This is a genomic window from Achromobacter sp. 1011791174 (assembly GCF_059760925.1).
In genome coordinates this window covers 30818-48449 of the sequence record NZ_JCBANH010000016.1, presented here as the reverse complement: position 1 = coordinate 48449, position 17632 = coordinate 30818, and the positions used below count along the sequence as shown (strand labels likewise).

Genomic DNA, 17632 nt, shown 5'->3' with positions numbered 1-17632 from the left:
CCCGCGACCCCGCAGGCCATTCACGATGGGAGGACGCCGCGTCCGGCGGACCGGGAAGGGGGCGTCCTGACTGTCGAACAGGCCGGTATCGGGCTGCCATGCGGCTGGCGCATGGGGACCGTTGCGGGGGCAGCACAGGCTGGGCTCGGTCGGCGGGCTTGATGGGCCGCCGGCGGGGATGCCTTCCTGTTTCCCGTTTACCTTTCGCGCGCGGCCGGCAAGTGTTGCGTTCTTGCCGGCAATGTGCGCCGAAAGCACCGGTTCGGGGCCGAAACTGTATCACCGCCGGGCGCGGAAGACCCCGTTTTGTTACGATTACAGGTTGATTTCACGGCGTTTTTCCCCTTTTCGCCACACGTCCAGGACTTTCTCGTGTCTTATCCCCGTCTGCCCTATCCGCCCGAGGCCTTTACCCGCGGCGGCGACTTCGCCCGACTGCTGGGCCAGCGCATCCTGATCCTGGACGGCGCCATGGGCACCATGATCCAGCGCTACAAGCTGGGCGAGGCGGATTTCCGCGGCGAGCGCTTCGCCGGCCACGGCAAGGATCTGAAGGGCGACAACGAACTGCTGTCCCTGGTCCGGCCGGACGTGATCGCCGAGATCCATCGCCAGTACCTGGAGGCCGGGGCCGACGTCATCGAGACCAACACCTTCGGCGCCACCTCCATCGCCCAGGGCGACTACGACCTGCCGGAACTGGCCTACGAACTGAACCTGGTATCCGCCCGACTGGCGCGCGAGGCCTGTGACGCCTACAGCACGCCGGACAAGCCGCGCTTCGTGGCCGGCGCGCTGGGCCCGCAGCCCAAAACCGCCTCCATCTCGCCGGACGTGAACGACCCGGGCGCGCGCAACGTCACCTTCGACGAGCTGCGCGTGGCCTATGTCGAGCAGCTGAACGGCCTGCTCGACGGCGGCATCGACATCGTCCTGATCGAAACCATCTTCGACACGCTCAACGCCAAGGCCGCGATCTACGCCACCGAGGAAGTGTTCGAGCAGCGCGGCATCCGCCTGCCGGTCATGATCTCCGGGACCGTCACCGACGCCTCGGGCCGGATCCTGTCCGGCCAGACCGTGGAAGCCTTCTGGAACTCGGTGCGCCACGCGCGCCCGGTCACCATCGGCCTGAACTGCGCGCTGGGCGCGGCGCTGATGCGCCCCTACGTGGCCGAGCTGTCCAAGATCTGCGATACCTACGTCTGCGTCTATCCCAACGCCGGCCTGCCCAATCCCATGGCCGAGACCGGCTTCGACGAAACCCCGGCCGACACCTCGGCGCTGCTGGAGGAATTCGCGCGCGCCGGGCTGGTGAACATGTCCGGCGGCTGTTGCGGCACCACGCCCGACCACATCCGCGCCATCGCCGACAAGGTGACCGCGCTGACGCCGCGCGTTGTGCCCGAGATTCCGGTCAAGACCCGGCTGTCGGGCCTGGAGCCGCTCAACATCGACGAGGACACGCTGTTCGTCAACGTCGGCGAGCGCACCAACGTGACCGGCTCGAAGATGTTCGCGCGCCTGATCCGCGAGGAAAAGTACGACGAGGCGCTGGCCGTGGCCCGCCAGCAGGTCGAGAACGGCGCCCAGATCATCGACATCAACATGGACGAGGCCATGCTGGATTCGGTGGCCTGCATGCACCGTTTCCTGAACCTGATCGCGTCCGAGCCGGACATCGCCCGCGTGCCGGTCATGATCGACAGCTCCAAGTGGGAAGTCATCGAGACCGGCCTGAAGTGCGTGCAGGGCAAGCCGGTGGTGAACTCCATTTCCATGAAGGAAGGGCTGGACATCTTCCGCGAGCACGCGCGCCTGTGCCGCCGCTACGGCGCCGCCGTGGTGGTGATGGCGTTCGACGAGCAGGGCCAGGCCGACACGCTGGAGCGCCGCAAGGAAATCTGCGGCCGCGCGTACCAGATCCTGGTCGAGGAAGAAGGCTTCCCGCCCGAGGACATCATCTTCGATCCCAACGTGTTCGCCGTCGCCACCGGCATCGACGAGCACAACCACTACGCGGTCGACTTCATCGAAGGCACGCGCTGGATCCGCGACAACCTGCCGCATGCGCGCATCTCGGGCGGCGTGTCCAACGTCAGCTTCTCGTTCCGCGGCAACGAGCCGATGCGCGAAGCCATCCACACCGTGTTCCTGTATTACGCGGTCAAGGAAGGCATGACGATGGGCATCGTCAACGCCGGCCAGCTCGGCGTGTACGCCGACCTGGATCCCAAGCTGCGCGACCTGGTCGAGGACGTGGTGCTGGACCGCGCCGAGCCGGTAGGCAAGACCGAGGCCGACGACGAGCGCACGCCGACCGAGCGCCTGGTGCAGTTCGCCGACACGGTGAAGGGCTCCGGCGCCAAGAAGGAAGAAGACCTGGCCTGGCGCGCCGCCTCCGTCGAGGCGCGCCTGTCGCACGCGCTGGTGCATGGCATCACCACCTTCATCGTCGAGGACACCGAAGAGGTGCGCCAGAAGATCGCCGCGCGCGGCGGCCGTCCGATCGAGGTGATCGAAGGGCCGCTGATGGACGGCATGAACGTGGTCGGCGACCTGTTCGGCGAGGGCAAGATGTTCCTGCCGCAGGTGGTGAAGTCGGCCCGCGTCATGAAGCAGGCGGTGGCGCACCTGATTCCCTTCATCGAAGAGGAAAAGCGCCAGATCGCGGCGGCCGGCGGCGACGTGCGCGCCAAGGGCAAGATCGTCATCGCCACCGTCAAGGGCGATGTGCACGACATCGGCAAGAACATCGTGTCGGTGGTGCTTCAGTGCAATAACTTCGAAGTCGTGAACATGGGCGTGATGGTGCCCTGCGCGCAGATCCTGGAAAAGGCCAAGGAAGAGCAGGCCGATATCGTCGGCCTGTCCGGCCTGATCACGCCCAGCCTCGAGGAAATGGCCTACGTCGCCTCGGAAATGCAGCGCGACCCGTATTTCCGCGAGCGCAAGGTGCCGCTGATGATCGGCGGCGCCACCACCAGCCGCGTGCACACGGCGGTGAAGATCGCGCCGAACTACGAAGGCCCGGTGATCTACGTGCCCGACGCCAGCCGCTCGGTGGGCGTGGCCACCAACCTGATGTCGACGCAGCGCGACGCCTACCTGGCCGAGCTGGCCGGGGAGTACGAGGACGTGCGGCGCCGCCACGCCAACCGCAAGGCCACGCCGCTGGTGCCGCTGGCCGAGGCGCGCGCCGCGCGCCCGCAGATCGACTGGGACGCCTACACGCCGCCGCGCCCCAAGTTCATCGGCCGCCGCACCTTCAAGAGCTACGACCTGGCCGAGATCGCGAAGTACGTGGACTGGGGCCCGTTCTTCCAGACCTGGAGCCTGTTCGGGCCGTTCCCCGCCATCCTGGACGACAAGGTCGTGGGCGAGCAGGCGCGCAAGGTCTATGCCGACGGACTGGCCATGATGAAGCGCATCGTCGAGGGCCGCTGGCTCACCGCCAACGGCGTGGTGGGCTTCTATCCGGCCAACAGCATCAACGACGAGGACATCGAGATCTACAAGGACGAGACGCGCAGCGAAGTGCTGTTCACGTACCGCAACCTGCGCCAGCAGGGCGCCAAGCGCGAGGGCGTGAGCAACAAGTCGCTGTCCGACTTCATCGCGCCCAAGTCCAGCGGCAAGCTGGACTACGTGGGCATGTTCGCCGTGACCGCCGGCCTGGGCATCGAGAAGAAGGAAGCCGAGTTCGAGCGCGCCCTGGACGACTATTCCAGCATCATGCTCAAGTCGCTGGCCGACCGCCTGGCCGAGGGCTTCGCCGAATGCCTGCACGCGCGCGTGCGCCAGGACCTGTGGGGCTACGCGCCCGACGAGGCCCTGTCCAACGACGACATGATCGCCGAGAAGTACGTGGGCATCCGTCCCGCGCCGGGCTATCCCGCTTGCCCGGAACACGTCGTCAAGACCGACATGTTCCGCGTGCTGGACGGCGAGGATATCGGCATGATGCTGACCGACAGCTACGCCATGTACCCGGCGTCCAGCGTGTCTGGTTTCTACTTCAGCCACCCGCAGTCGCAGTACTTCAACGTTGGCGTGATCGGCGAGGACCAGCTGGAAGACTACGCGCGCCGCAGCGGTCGCAGTATCGAGGACCTGCGCCGCACGCTGGCGCCGAACCTGGGCTGAGCGGGACGGGCAGGATCCGAGCCGCGCGGCCGAGGCCGGATCCGCTGGTTTTCACAATATCCCCGACACTGTCGGGGAAATGTTCCGACGCAGGTTCCGACGCGGCAGGCGTTCGCCGCGCGAGCTTCAGCCCGCCGGCGGCGCCAGCCTGCCCAGCACGGCCTCCAGCGCCAAGCCGATGGACAGCACCTTGCGGTCCTCGCCCGGCAGGCCGTCGATCTCCAAGCCCACCGGCAAGCCTGTCGCCGACAGCCCCGCCGGGATGTTCAGGCCGGGCAGGCCGGCGTTGCTGCCGGGGTCCGTGTTGCGGATCAGGCGCATGAAGTGCTCGATGCCGCTGGCCTGCGCATCGGCCGCGATCGGCAGCATGGGCAGCGTGGGGAACAGCAGCGCGTCCAGGCGGTGGCTGGCGAAGGCGCTTCGGTAGGCCGCGATCAGCGCGTCGCGATGCGTCGCCAGGGCGGCTTCGTACAGCGGCGTCATCGGCGTGGGCGCGCCGTCCGGGCCGGGCAGGGTCACCGGCATGATCATGCCGTCGAAGAGGCCCTTCACATCAGGGCTGGCGATGGCCGCCACCACCTGCGTGATATCCACGCCGGTTTCATAGCGTTCCAGGTACGCGGTCAGATCGGTCTTCGCCTCGTGCAGGCAGACCGGCATGCTGACGGCCGCGTTGGCCTCGGCCAGTCCCGGCGTCTCCAGCGCGATGAGTTCCACGCCGGCGCCGCGCAGCTTGTCCAGCGCGGCCCGCGTGACGCGTTCCACTTCCGGTTCCAGCCCGGCCCAGAAACCCGACGGCAGGCCCAGCCGCAGGCCGGCGGCGGGCAGCGTCTGCGCCGGCTGGCCCTCGCCCGCCAGGATCGCGTCCAGCAGCGCGATGTCTTCCATGCTGGCCGCCAGCGGTCCCGGCGTGTCGCGGGTATGCGAGATCGGCGTGATGCCGGCGCCGTCATAGCGGCCCACGCTGGGACGGAAGCCGGCCCCGCCGTTGAGCGCGGCCGGCAGGCGCACCGAGGCGCCGGTATCCGTGCCCAGCGCGGCGGGCGCCAGACGCGCGCCCACTGCCGCGCCGCTGCCCGAGGACGAGCCGCCGGCGATGCGGCTGGGGTCATAGGCATTGCGCGTGCCCGGGCCCTGCGGGCCGGGGTAGGCATGGTTGTAGCCGGACGCGCCGAAGGCCAGTTCATGCATATGGGTCTTGCCCAGGATCACCGCGCCAGCCTCGCGCAGCCGGCGCAGCACGGGCGCGTCCTCGGTCGGACGGAAATGCTTGAGCGCCGGCGTGCCGGCGGTATTGGGCAGCCCGGCCACGTGGATGTTGTCCTTGATGGCGACGGGCACGCCGTGCAGCGGACCTTGCGGCCGCCCGGCGGCGCGGGCCTCGTCACAGGCGCGGGCCTGGGCCAGCGCGCCGTCCCGGTCCACGGTGATGAAAGCGTTCAGGTTCTGGCGCGCGTCGATGCGGTCCAGGTAGGCGCGGGTCAGGTCCAGGCTGGACAGCCGGCCCTCGCGGATCAGCGCGGCGGCTTGGATCACGGTCAGTTCGGGGGCCTGGCCCGGAGCGGGCAGGGGCGTGCGGGACGTGTCGGTCATGCGGTCTCCTCGCGGCGTTGCGATGTCGGGGGATGCGTGATGCGGATCCTTCTCCGGGCTCGTATCTTATCGGCAGCGCCACGGGATCGTTATTTGGTCTACCACTTGTATTCTGGTAAACCATGATAGTGAAAAGTGGTGAACCAATTAGAATTTGGTCTAACCAATTTAAGAAACCATGAACCTGCAACTGATCCCCAAGCCCGAAGAGCCCGCGCAAAAGCCGGGACTGGACCGCGCCTATCTGCGTCTGGCCTCCCAGATCCAGGCCCTGGTGGTCCAGGGAGAATTCGCGCTCGGCCAGCGCCTGCCGGCCGAGCGCGCGCTGGCCGAGCGCTTCGATGTCAGCCGCACCTCGCTGCGCGAAGCCATCATCGCGCTGGAGCTGCAGGGCGTGGTCGAGGTGCGCGGCGGATCGGGCATCTATGTCTGCGAGCCCAAGCCGGGCGTGGCGCGCCTGCCCATGGCGCAGGAGCCCGGCGCCGGCCCGTTCGAACTGCTGCGCGCGCGCTGCCTGATCGAATCCGAAATCGCAGGGCTGGCCGCCACCACCCGCAAGGACGCGGACCTGGACCGCATGTTCGAGGCCCTGAGCACCATGCGCGAGCAGATGATGGACAAGGTCGCCAACGAAGAGGCCGACCGGCGCTTTCACCTGTACATCGCGCAGTCCACCGGTAACAGCGTGCTGCAAGCCACCGTGGCATCCATGTGGGACCAGGCGCGCGGCCCCGTCTGGGAAAAAATCGAGCAGCACTTCCACACGCAGGAATTGCGCCAGGCCTCGCAGGAAGACCATCAACGCATCTTCGCCGCGCTGGTGGCGGGCGATGGCGACACGGCCCGGCTGGCCATGCGCGGCCATCTGGAGCGCGTGATCGGTGAATTCGCGCAGGGGTGGCGCTGATGCGGACCCGCGACGCGACCCTACGACATGGCCCCATGAGGCGGCCTTAGCAGGCGGCCCCCCGGAACGAGCAGGGAAGATACCTTGCCGGCCGGAATCGGGCCCATCAAGACCAGGAGACAAGACATGCAGCGACATTACAAGGGGAGCGGCGCATGGCGCCGCTGGGCGGCGCTGCTCGCGGCCGCCAGCGCGGCCGGGGCGCAGGAAGCGCCCGCGCCGGGCCAGAGTCCGCGCGTGGACGCCATCCGCAAGGCAGGCGAATTGCGCGTGGGCGTGCTGCAGAACGCGCCCTGGTTGATCCAGGACGTGTCCGGCAAGACTGGCGAGGCCTGGAGCGGTCCCGCCTGGTTGCTGGCCAGGGAGTATGCGCGGCGCCTGGGCGTGAAGCTGACGCCGGTGCCCGTGTCGCATGAGACCAAGGTGCCGGTGCTGGCCGCCAATCAGGTCGACATGACCATCAGCCCGCTGGCCGAAACGCCGGAACGGCTGAAGGTGGTGGACTTCGTGCTGTATTCGGCCACCAGCGTCTGCATGTTCGGCCGCGCCGGCAACGACAAGCTGGCCCAGGTCAGATCCGTGGACGACCTGAACCGTCCCGGCATCACCATCGCCTATTTCACCGGCGGGGCCGAGGAAGCCTGGGTCAAGCAGCGCTTCCCCAATGCCACGCTGCGCGCCGTCGCCAATTCCGGCGCCACCGCGCCGATCGAGGAAATCATGGCGCGCCGCGCCGACGCCGCGCCCATCAACCGCGTGCCCTGGGTCGGCCTCAAGCGCAAGGTGCCCGGATTGCAGGTGTTTCCCGCCGAGGCCAATTGCCAGCAGAGCACCGAGAAGGCTTCGCCGGTGGGGCTGGCCGTCGACAAGGGGCAGGACGCCTACCTCGCCTGGCTGCGGCAGGTTGCGGTTTCGATGAAGCCCCAGCTGGACGCCGACGAAACGCGCGTCATCGAGCAGTTGCCTTAAGCCTTCAATCGCGGCTCACCCCGCTACCCAACCGCAACACAGGAACGCCGCGCGCCGCGCGGCTCCGGCGACGCCGCCGGCGGCTGCACGCGCCCGTGACGGATACGCCGTCCCACACTAGGAGACATGACATGCAACAGCGCTTTTCCCGCCGCGCCACCGCGCGACTGGCCCTCTCGGCCATCGTCCTGGCCGGCGCCAGCTTCTCGGCCCGGGCCCAGACGCCGCCCGAACCCGGCGCCAGCGAACGCATCGACGCCATCCGCAAGGCCGGCGTGCTGCGAGTGGGCGTGGTCAACAACCCGCCCTGGCTGGTGCAGAACACCTCGGGCTCGGGCGAGCCGTGGATGGGTTCATCCTGGACGCTGGGCAAGGAGTTCGCCAAGCTGTTGGGCGTGAAGATGGTGCCGGTGCAGGTCAGCCATGAAACCAAGGTGCCGGCGCTCATCGCCAACCAGATGGACATCATGATCGGACCGCTCAACGAGAACGCCGAGCGCGCCAAGATCATCGACTTCGTCACCTTCCCCAGCACCAGCGTGTGCATGTTCGGCCTGGCCTCCAATCCGAAATTCACCGGCGTCACGAAGGTCGAGGACTTCAACCGCCCCGAGATCACCATGGCCTATTTCTCCGGCGCAGGGGAAGAGCCGCTGGTGCGCGAGCAGTTCTCCAAGGCCAAGCTGCGCGGCGTGGCCAACTCGGGTTCGGTCGCGCCGATCGAGGAAGTGCTGGCCGGCCGCTCGGACGTGGCGCCGCTGAACCGCATGCTCTGGCCCAGCATCAGCAAGAAGGTCAAGGGCCTGGCGGTCTTCCCCAAGGACAACAACTGCCAGGACAGCAAGATCTTCGAGATCCAGGCCGGCATGGGCGTGGCCAAGAACCAGCCCGTGTACCTGGAATGGCTGCGCAAGGTCGAGGCCCGCATGCATCCCGAACTGGCCGCCGAAGAGCGCCGCATGACCTTGGAGCTGAAGTAGGCCCCCCCGAAGCGCTGCGCGCTTCCCCCAGGGGGCATGTCTACGGACCGGCGGAGCCGGCTCCGTGACATCTCGATTGGCGGCATCTGTTCTCTTGCGGGAGCGGATGCATGCGGCGCCTGCTGCCTGCGGGGCGTTGGCGCGGTGAATAACTGAAACGAGTATGACTTCATGCTGAATTGCGAAATCCATGGCGCGCAGGACCTGCGCCTGACGGAAGTGGCGCCCGAGGCGCTGGGCCCCACGCAGGTGCGCGTGGGCGTGAAGGCCGTGGGCATCTGCGGCTCGGACCTGCACTACTACCGGCACGGCAGGGTGGGCGACTTCGTCATCCGCGAACCGCTGACGCCCGGCCACGAGGCCTCGGGCCAGGTGCTGGAAGTGGGCGCGGCGGTGACGCGGGTCAAGCCCGGCGACCGCGTGGCGCTGGACCCGGCACGCACCTGCGGCGTGTGCCGCTATTGCCGCCAGGGCGATTCCAACCACTGCGAGGCCGTGCATTTTTTCGGCAGCGCCAGCCGCTATCCGCACATGCAGGGCGCGATGCGCGAGCAGGTCGTGGTGCAGGAAAGTCAATGCCTGCCGGTGCCGGACAGCCTGTCCTTCGAGCTGGCCGCTTTCGGCGAGCCGCTGGCGGTGGCGCTGCACGCGGTGCGCAGCGCCGGCACGCTGCTGGGCAAGACGGCGATGGTGGTGGGCGCCGGCCCCATCGGGGCGCTGGTCGTGATGGCGGCCCGGCTGGCCGGCGCCAGCCACGTCATCGCGGTGGACATCGTCGACCAGACGCTGGCCGCCTGCGCGCGGGTGGGCGCCACGCGCACCATCAACGCCGCCACCGATCCCGGCGCGCTGGACGAGCTGGCGGCGGGCAAGGGCACGGTGGACGTGTGCTTCGAGGCGTCCGGCAACTATGCCGGCCTGGCCAACTGCATCCGCGCGGCGCGCCCGCGCGGCACCATCGTCACGGTGGGCACGCTGTCCGGCAGCAGCGCCGATTGCCCGTTCAACCAGATCATGGTCAAGAGCCTGACCTGCGTCGGCAGCTTCCGCTTCGTCGATGAGTACGCCTGGGCCGTGGATTACCTGAGCCGCGGACTGCTGGACGTGTCGCCGCTGCTGAGCGCGGCCGTGCCGGTGCGTCAGGCGCACGAGGCCTTCGCGCTGGCGGCCGACCGTACCCAGGCCATGAAAGTGATGGTGACGTTCTAGGAACGCGCCGGGACTCGCGGAGACCGCATGGATTTCGATTTTTCTCCCATCGTCGACAACTGGCGCTTCTTCGCCGGCGGGCTGGGCACGACCGTCGCGCTCAGCGCGGCGGCGGCCGTGTCCAGCATCCTGCTGGGCCTGGCGATCGCGCTGCTGCGCCTGTACGGGCCGCGCTGGCTGCGGCCGCTGCTGGTGTTCTACATCGACAGCATGCGCGCCATCCCGGTGCTGGTGGTGCTGGTGTGGATCTACTTCGCGCTGCCGCTGCTGGCCGGCGTGAACTTCGCGCCGTTCTGGGCCGCGCTGGTGGCGCTGACCCTGCACATCGCGGCCTACGCGGCCGAGGTGGTGCGCGCCGGCATCGAGTCGGTGCGGCCCGGCCAGATGCGCGCCGGGTTGGCGCTGGGCATGTCGCGCGCCCAGGCGCTGCGCAAGATCATCCTGCCGCAGGCCATCGTGCGCATGCTGCCGGCCTTCGGCTCGGTGCTGACCGTGGCCATCAAGGACACGGCCATCGCCACCGTGATCGCCGTGCCCGAGCTGATGCACAAGGCCGAGACCATCGCCGGACAGAGTTACCGCCCGATCGAGGTCTACACCGCCGTGCTGGTCGCCTACTTCGTGATCCTGTTCCCGGTCACGCGCGGGGTGGACCGGCTGTACCAACGCTACGCACACCTGGGGCGCTCATGAATCTGGATTGGGGAATCGTCTGGGACTCGCGTCACGCGCTGCTGGAAGGCGCCGGCATGACCGTCCTGCTCACGGTGGCCACCATGGCGCTGGCCGTGCCCGGCGGCATCGTGCTGGCGCTGATGCGGCTGTCGTCCAACCGCCTGGCCAGCAAGGCCGCCACCGTCTTCGTGGAGTTTTTCCGCAACCTGCCGCTGATCCTGGTGATCTATTGGGCGTTCTACGTCATGCCCATGGCGCTGGATGTGCAGCTCTCGCCCTTGACGACCGCGCTGGTGGCGCTGGTGCTGAACATCTCGGCCTACAACTCCGAGACCTTCCGCGCCGGCATCAATTCCATCCGCAAGGGCCAGATGGAAGCGGCGCTGGCGATGGGCATGTCGCGGCGCCAGGCCATGTTCAAGGTGCTGATCCCGCAGGCGGCGCGGCGCGTGCTGCCGGTGCTGGCCAGCACCTGGGTCTCGCTGTTCAAGGACACCTCGCTGGTGTCGGTGATCGCGGTGAGCGAGCTGGCCTACGCCTCGATGCAGATCCGCGCGCAGTCCTTCCGCGTGCTGGAAATGCTGACCGCGATGGCGGCGATCTACTGGCTGATGGGCTATCCCCAGGCCAAGCTGGTCGACTGGATCCACCGCAAGTACGGAGTCAAGGAATGAACGACATGATCATTGAACGCACGGCGCAGGCCGATCAGGCCGCGCGCAAGGGGGCTGATAAGCCGCCCGTGCTGATATACGAGAACGTGCGCAAGACCTACGGCGATTTCGTCGCGCTCAACGGCGTGTCGCTGCAGGTCAACAAGGGCGAGGTGATGTGCCTGATCGGGCCCAGCGGCTCGGGCAAGTCCACGCTCCTGCGCTGCACCAACGCGCTGGAAAAGCTGGACGGCGGCCGCGTGCTGCTGGACGGCGCCGTGGTGCCGGACACGGAGCCCGAGGTGCGGCGCGTGCGCCAGCGCATGGGCATGGTGTTCCAGAGCTTCGAGCTGTTCCCGCACAAGTCGGCGCTGGATAACGTCGCCATGGGGCCGATCACGGTGCTGGGCATGGCGCCCGAGGCCGCCCGCGCCCGCGCCATGGCGCTGCTGGAAAAGGTGGGCCTGGCGGCCAAGGCCGGCAACTTCCCGGCCAACCTGTCCGGCGGCCAGCAGCAGCGCGTGGCCATCGCCCGCGCGCTGGCGATGGAGCCCGAGGTGATGCTGTTCGACGAACCGACGTCCGCGCTGGATCCCGAGACCGTGGGCGAAGTGCTCAACGTGATGAAGAAGCTGGCGCAGGAAGGCATGACCATGATCGTCGTGACCCATGAAATGAGTTTCGCGCGGCGGGTGGCCAACTGGGTGGTGGTGTTCGAGAACGGCGCCATTCTGGAACAAGGCCCGCCGACGCAGATTTTCGACCACCCGCAGGTCGCCCGCACCCGCGACTTCCTCAGCCACCTGGGCTGGGAAGGCTAGGGCTGCCCTGCCGCAACCGATACAGGCCCAGCGCGGCCATTACCCGTCCACCCGGAAACCAAGATGAAAATTACGAACGCACGCGTGATCGTTTGCTCTCCCGGCCGCAATTTCGTGACGCTGAAGATCGAGACCGACCAGGGCCTGACCGGCATCGGCGACGCCACCCTGAACGGCCGCGAGCTGGCGGTGTCGGCCTATCTGACCGAACACGTCATCCCCTGCCTGATCGGCCGCGACGCGCACCAGATCGAGGACATCTGGCAGTACCTGTACAAAGGCGCCTACTGGCGTCGCGGCCCGGTCACCATGACCGCCATCGCCGCCGTCGACACCGCGCTGTGGGACCTGAAGGCCAAGGCCGCCGGCCTGCCGCTGTACCAGCTGCTGGGTGGCAAGAGCCGTTCCGGCGTGATGGTCTACGGCCACGCCAACGGCTCGGACATCGAGCACACCGTCGACGAGGTGCTGCGCTACGCCGACATGGGCTACCGCGCGATCCGCGCGCAGAGCGGCGTGCCCGGCCTGGACAAGGTCTACGGCGTGGGCCGGGGCAATCTGTTCTACGAACCCGCCGACAGCGACCTGCCCAGCGAGCACGACTGGTCCACCGAGAAGTACCTGCGCCACGCGCCCAAGCTGTTCGAGCGCATCCGCGAAAAACTCGGCTTCGAACACCATCTGCTGCACGACGTGCATCATCGCCTGACTCCGATCGAGGCCGGCCGGCTGGGCAAGTCGCTGGAACCCTACAACCTGTTCTGGATGGAAGACGCCACGCCGGCCGAGAACCAGGAAGCCTTCCGCCTGATCCGCCAGCACACCACCACGCCGCTGGCCGTGGGCGAGATCTTCAACAGCATCTGGGACTGCAAGGACCTGGTGCAGAACCAGCTGATCGACTACATCCGGACCACGGTCGTGCATGCCGGCGGCATCACGCACCTGCGCCGCATCGCCGACCTGGCCTCGCTCTACCAGGTGCGCACGGGCTGCCACGGCGCCACCGACCTGTCGCCGGCCTGCATGGGCGCGGCGCTGCACTTCGACCTTTGGGTGCCGAACTTCGGCATCCAGGAATACATGCGCCACACCGAGGAGACCGACGCCGTCTTCCCGCACGCCTATACCTTCAAGGACGGCATGCTGTATCCGGGCGACGCGCCGGGCCATGGCGTGGAGATCGACGAAAAGCTGGCGGCCCGGTATCCGTACAAGCGCGCCTACCTGCCCGTGAACCGCCTGCAGCAGGACGGCACGCTATGGAACTGGTAGGGCGGCTGCATCCGTCGCGCCTGGGCGGTTTGGCCGCCGGCGTGGCGCGGCCGGTCCACGACCGGACCCGCCTGCGCGCCGGCATCGTGCACCTGGGCCTGGGCGCTTTCGCGCGCGCGCATCTGGCGGCGGTCAACGAGGCGGCGCTGGCCGCCGGCGCGGGCGAGGCCTGGGGCATCTGCGGCGTCTCGCTGCGCCAGCCCGACACCCGCGACGCGCTGGTGCCGCAGGAGGGCCTGTACACGCTGGCGCTGCGCGATGCGGACGAACATGGCGAGCCGCGCCAGCGGCTGGCCGTGATCGGCTGCCTGCTGGAATCGCTGGTCGCGCCCGAGGATCCGCAAGCCGTGCTGGCGCGCATCGCCCACGAGGACGCGCGCATCGTCAGCCTCACCGTCACGGAGAAGGGCTATTGCCACGATCCGGCCAGCGGCCAGCTCAACCTGGATCATCCGGATATCGTCCACGACCTGGGCCAGCCGCTGGCGCCGCGCAGCGCCATCGGCTATCTGGCGTGGGGCTTGCAGCGGCGTCGGACGGCGGGGCGCGGGCCGCTCACGCTCATGTCGCTGGATAACCTGCCGGCCAACGGCCATCTGCTGCGCGGCATGGTGCTGGCCTTCGCCGAGCAGGTGGATGCCGGGCTGGCGCGCTGGATCGCCGCCGAATGCACGTTTCCGTGCTCGATGGTGGACCGCATCGTGCCGCGCACCACCGACGCCGACCGCGAGGCGGTGGCGCGGGCGCTGGGCCTGGCGGACGCCTGGCCGGTCATGGCCGAGCCCTACCTGGAATGGGTGCTGGAGGACAGCTTCGCGGCCGGTCGTCCTGACTGGCGCGCCGGCGGCGCGCGTTTCGTGGCCGGAGCCGCGCCGTTCGAGACGCTCAAGCTGCGCAACGTCAACGGCGCGCATTCCGCCCTGGCCTATCTGTCGGTGATGGCGGGTTGGGACACGGTGGATCAGGCGCTGGCGCAGCCGGCGTTGCGGCGCTATCTGGAGCGGCTGATGCGCGAGGAAATCGCGCCGACCCTGCCGCCGCTGCCGGGACTGGATCTGGCGCAGTATCAGGAGCGCTTGCTGCAGCGCTTCGCCAATCCGGCGCTCAGGCACCAGACGCGCCAGATCGCCATGGACGGCTCGCAGAAGCTGCCGCAACGCTTGCTCGACACCGCGCGCGCCAGGCTGGCGCGCGAGCAGCCCATGCCGCTGCTGGCCCTGGCGGTGGCGGGCTGGTTGCACTATCTGCGCGGGGTGGATCAGGCGGGACGCCGCTATGACATCCAGGATCCGATGGCCGGGGCGCTGGCGCGGCGGCTGGAGCAGGCCGAAACGGCGGCGACGCTTGCCGGGCCAGGGCCGGCCGCCATGCTGGAATGGACCGCCGCGCTGGCCGGCTTCGAACCCGTGTTCGGCGAGCTGGGGCAGGATGCACGCTTCGTGCGCGCCGTGGCCCATGCCGTTCATGCGCTGCGCAGCCTGGGCGTGGCCGGCGCGCTGGAGGCGCTTGGCGGCGGCGGGCGCTAGCGCTGTCAGGCCGTGGGCGATCCTGCGGGATCCGCCCGCGCCCGCCAGCCTCAGCCGGGCTTTTTCACCACGAGGGTGGCCGTGTCGCTGGAGAACGAGCCGTCGGCCTGGATCTCGAAATGCGCGCGCACCACGTCCGGCGCGATCGCCAGCAGATGGCGCAGCGCCGCGACCAGCGTGTCGGGCGTGCGCATGCGCGTCACCCAGGATTGAAATTCCAGCGACAGCCGGCGCGGCGTCACGCCCTGCAGCGTGAATCCGGCTTCAGTCAGCAGGCGGGTCCATTCCGCCACCGAGTAGTCGCGCACGTGCGAGGTGTCGCGCAGCGCCTCGATCATCTGCAGCCAGGTGTCGAGCAGGGCCTCGCCCGGCGACACCACGTCAGCGAACACCGCCGTGCCGCCCGGCTTGAGCACGCGGAAGGCTTCGCGCAGGCCGAGTCCGGGATCCTGCCAGTGGTGCGTGGAATAGCGCGACATCACCAGATCGAACTCGCCGTCGGCGAAGGGCAGGCGCTCGGCCTTGCCGCGACAGGTGGACAGGTTGTCCAGGCCGCGTCGCGCGGCTTCGGCGGCCACAACGTCCAGCATCTGCTGCGACAGGTCGTAGGCCGTGACCGAGGCGGCCGAGGGCGCGACATGAAAGCTCACATGGCCGCCGCCGCAGCCCAGGTCGAGCACGCGGGCGCCGGGCTGCGCGGCGGCGATGGCCGCCATCTGGCGCAGGTCCTCGCCCTGAGCGTGGACGGCGCTGTTCAGGTAGGCGGTGGCTTGCGGGCTGAATTGCCGGTGGACGGCATCATCATGGGTGCTGGCGGTCATGGGACATCCTTGCGGGGTGAGTGGGGCCAGGCGCTAAGATAGGCGGGCTCCCATACACGTACAAGACCACAGGTTATCCTGGTATGAATAGTTCCCCTCAAGCGGTGGCCGGTGGCGACGGCTCGGCCCTGCGCCGTCAGGCGCTGGGTGAATTCGTGCGCAGCGCCCGTTCGCGCATCACGCCGCAGATGGCGGGGCTGCCGGAAGGCTCGCGCCGCCGCACGCCCGGCCTGCGGCGCGAGGAAGTGGCCCAGCTGTGCGGCATCAGCGTCACCTGGTACACCTGGATCGAACAGGGCCGCGAAGTGTCGGTGTCGCCCTCGGTCTGGTCGCGCATCGCCGGCGTGTTGCAGCTGGCGCGCGCCGAACGCGCCTATCTGTTCGAGCTGGCCGACTGCGCCGATCCGCAGCCGCCGCGCGACGACGCCGGCGGCGCGCCAGGACCGCTGCGCGCCTGCGTGGACGCGATCCGCGCGCCCGCCTATGTGCTGGACCGCGCCTGGAACCTGCTGGCCTGGAACGAGCCCTTGCGCGAGCTGTTCGACGACTGGCCCCTGCGCGATCCCGAGCCCAATCTGCTGCGCTATATCTTCCTGGACCCGGCCGCGCGCGAGCTGGTGGTGGATTGGGAGCAGCGCGCGCGCCGCGTGGTGGCCGAGTTCCGCGCCGATGCGGGCGCGCACCTGGACGAGCCTGCCGTGCTGGCGCTGGCGGACGCGCTGAACCGCCAGAGTCCGGTGTTCGCCCATTGGTGGACGCGGCACGCGGTGGTCGAGCGGGAAGGAGGCTTGCGCGAATTCCAGCACCCGCGCAGCGGCCAGCTGGCGTTCCAGCAGATCACCTTTCGATTGGCCACGCATCCGGACCTGAAGCTGGTGATGCTGCTGGACGGCGGCGAACGGGGTTGAGCCGCCGGCGGTAGCGCGGCGGGGCCGGATGACGCCGGCCCCGATCGTATGGCTCAGTCCAGCGAGATATTGGCCTTCTTGACCACTTCCGCGAAGCGCGCCGAATCCGCCTCGCGCGCCTGCGACAGCTCGGCGGCGCTGGCGGGCCAGGCCTGGAAGCCGAAGGTCTCGAAGCGCTTGAGCACAGCCGGCGACTGGACCGCCGCGGCGATGCCTTCGTTCAGCTGCTTGCGCACCGGCGCGGGCGTGCCCTTGGGCACGAATGCCGCCACCCAGGTCTTCAGCTCGAAGTCCTTCGGCCCGCCGGCCTCGGCCACCGTCGGCACGTCCGGGTACGAGGGCAGCCGCGCCGGCGCGGCCAGCGCCAGCAGCTTGACCCGCTTGGCCTGGTACAGATTCTGCACCGTCGCCGCCGTGCCGAAGGCCCAATCGACCTCGCCCTTGGCGACGGCGGTGTAGAGCTGGGACAGGTCCTTGAACGGCACATGCGTCATGCGGGTGCCGGTGGCGTCCTGGAACATGGTGGTGCCGACGTGCGCCACGCTGCCCATGCCCCAGGTGCCATAGGTCAGCCTGTCGGGCTGCGCGCGCGCCGCCGCGACCAGGTCGCCGACGTTCTTCCACGGCGAGTCGGCCGAGACCACGACGAAGAAATGCGTGTGGTAGATCGGCGCGGCCGGTTCGAAGTCGCGCACGGGGTCGAACGGCAGGCTGCGGTACAGATGCGGTTGCAGCGTCATGTGGGTGTTGTCGACGATGGCGAGCGAGTAGCCGTCCTGGCCGCCGCGCTTGACGTCGCCGATCGCCAGCCAGCCGTTGGCGCCGGGCTTGTTCTCGACGATGACCGGCTGCTTCCAGGCGGCGGTCAGCTGTTCGCCCAGCATGCGCGCGACCGCGTCGGGGCCGCTGCCCACCGAGTAGGGCAGCACCATGCGCACGGGATGGCTGGGGTAGGCGCCCGACTGCGCCATGGCCCCGGCACAGCCCAGCGCCAGCGCGGAGGCCGTCAGCCAGCGCGCCGCGTTCCTGGCCGGACCGTTGCGGGAGGGCGGGCCGGCGCGTCCGGCGGGGCTGCAATCGTGCGCAGCGTGAGGGATGTTCATGATGTCTCCTCCATGTTCCATGGATGGTTATGCGGCGGCTCGGCGG

General features: G+C 68.9%; 14 protein-coding genes. 11 read left to right on the top strand and 3 right to left on the bottom strand.

Going from position 1 to position 17632, the window contains the following annotated elements:
• The first annotated feature begins 372 nt into the window (after positions 1-372).
• Entirely contained in the window at positions 373-4146 is a 3774-nt protein-coding gene (metH, locus tag AC6LJ5_RS08340) for a methionine synthase (RefSeq protein ID WP_392412774.1), read from the top strand.
• Between the two features lie 126 nt (positions 4147-4272).
• Here metH and iaaH read toward each other — a convergent pair whose 3' ends face one another.
• Positions 4273-5739: an indoleacetamide hydrolase gene (iaaH, locus tag AC6LJ5_RS08335; protein ID WP_498140250.1), complete on the bottom strand. Its 1467-nt coding sequence runs from the start codon at positions 5737-5739 to the stop codon at positions 4273-4275.
• A 178-nt stretch (positions 5740-5917) separates the two neighbouring features.
• Between iaaH and AC6LJ5_RS08330 the strand changes: the two genes are divergently transcribed.
• The 9 genes from AC6LJ5_RS08330 (at position 5918) to AC6LJ5_RS08290 (ending at position 14754) form a co-directional block, all read left to right on the top strand.
• Complete coding sequence (locus AC6LJ5_RS08330; protein WP_498140249.1) at positions 5918-6646, top strand: FadR/GntR family transcriptional regulator; 729 nt, start codon at positions 5918-5920, stop codon at positions 6644-6646.
• 126 nt (positions 6647-6772) lie between these two features.
• Positions 6773-7615, top strand: coding sequence for a substrate-binding periplasmic protein (locus AC6LJ5_RS08325; protein ID WP_498140248.1), 843 nt, complete (start codon positions 6773-6775; stop codon positions 7613-7615).
• Between the two features lie 131 nt (positions 7616-7746).
• Positions 7747-8595, top strand: coding sequence for a transporter substrate-binding domain-containing protein (locus tag AC6LJ5_RS08320; protein WP_498140247.1), 849 nt, complete (start codon positions 7747-7749; stop codon positions 8593-8595).
• A 171-nt stretch (positions 8596-8766) separates the two neighbouring features.
• On the top strand, positions 8767-9804 hold the full coding sequence (locus tag AC6LJ5_RS08315) for an L-idonate 5-dehydrogenase (RefSeq protein WP_212319632.1): 1038 nt from the start codon (positions 8767-8769) through the stop codon (positions 9802-9804).
• 27 nt (positions 9805-9831) lie between these two features.
• Positions 9832-10497: an amino acid ABC transporter permease gene (locus tag AC6LJ5_RS08310; RefSeq protein ID WP_392412781.1), complete on the top strand. Its 666-nt coding sequence runs from the start codon at positions 9832-9834 to the stop codon at positions 10495-10497.
• A complete protein-coding gene (locus AC6LJ5_RS08305; protein WP_498140246.1) occupies positions 10494-11153 on the top strand; it encodes an amino acid ABC transporter permease in 660 nt (219 codons plus the stop codon). Before AC6LJ5_RS08310 ends, AC6LJ5_RS08305 begins: the two co-directional genes overlap by 4 nt.
• Positions 11154-11221: 68 nt before the next feature.
• Entirely contained in the window at positions 11222-11953 is a 732-nt protein-coding gene (locus tag AC6LJ5_RS08300) for an amino acid ABC transporter ATP-binding protein (RefSeq protein WP_498140265.1), read from the top strand.
• Between the two features lie 63 nt (positions 11954-12016).
• The gene (gene manD, locus AC6LJ5_RS08295; protein WP_392412783.1) at positions 12017-13228 is read left to right on the top strand and encodes a D-mannonate dehydratase ManD; all 1212 of its coding nucleotides are present in this window, start codon (positions 12017-12019) and stop codon (positions 13226-13228) included.
• Positions 13216-14754, top strand: coding sequence for a mannitol dehydrogenase family protein (locus AC6LJ5_RS08290; RefSeq protein WP_498140245.1), 1539 nt, complete (start codon positions 13216-13218; stop codon positions 14752-14754). Before manD ends, AC6LJ5_RS08290 begins: the two co-directional genes overlap by 13 nt.
• 50 nt (positions 14755-14804) lie before the next feature.
• On the opposite strand, the gene AC6LJ5_RS08285 is transcribed toward AC6LJ5_RS08290, so the two are convergent.
• The gene (locus tag AC6LJ5_RS08285) at positions 14805-15575 is read right to left on the bottom strand and encodes a class I SAM-dependent methyltransferase (RefSeq protein ID WP_498140244.1); all 771 of its coding nucleotides are present in this window, start codon (positions 15573-15575) and stop codon (positions 14805-14807) included.
• Positions 15576-15658: 83 nt separating this feature from the next.
• Between AC6LJ5_RS08285 and AC6LJ5_RS08280 the strand changes: the two genes are divergently transcribed.
• Positions 15659-16483 carry a helix-turn-helix transcriptional regulator gene (locus tag AC6LJ5_RS08280; protein ID WP_392409264.1) on the top strand — a complete coding sequence of 275 codons (825 nt, stop codon included), beginning with the start codon at positions 15659-15661 and terminating at the stop codon, positions 16481-16483.
• Positions 16484-16536: 53 nt separating this feature from the next.
• Here AC6LJ5_RS08280 and AC6LJ5_RS08275 read toward each other — a convergent pair whose 3' ends face one another.
• On the bottom strand, positions 16537-17586 hold the full coding sequence (locus AC6LJ5_RS08275; RefSeq protein WP_498140243.1) for a Bug family tripartite tricarboxylate transporter substrate binding protein: 1050 nt from the start codon (positions 17584-17586) through the stop codon (positions 16537-16539).
• Positions 17587-17632 lie beyond the last annotated feature (46 nt).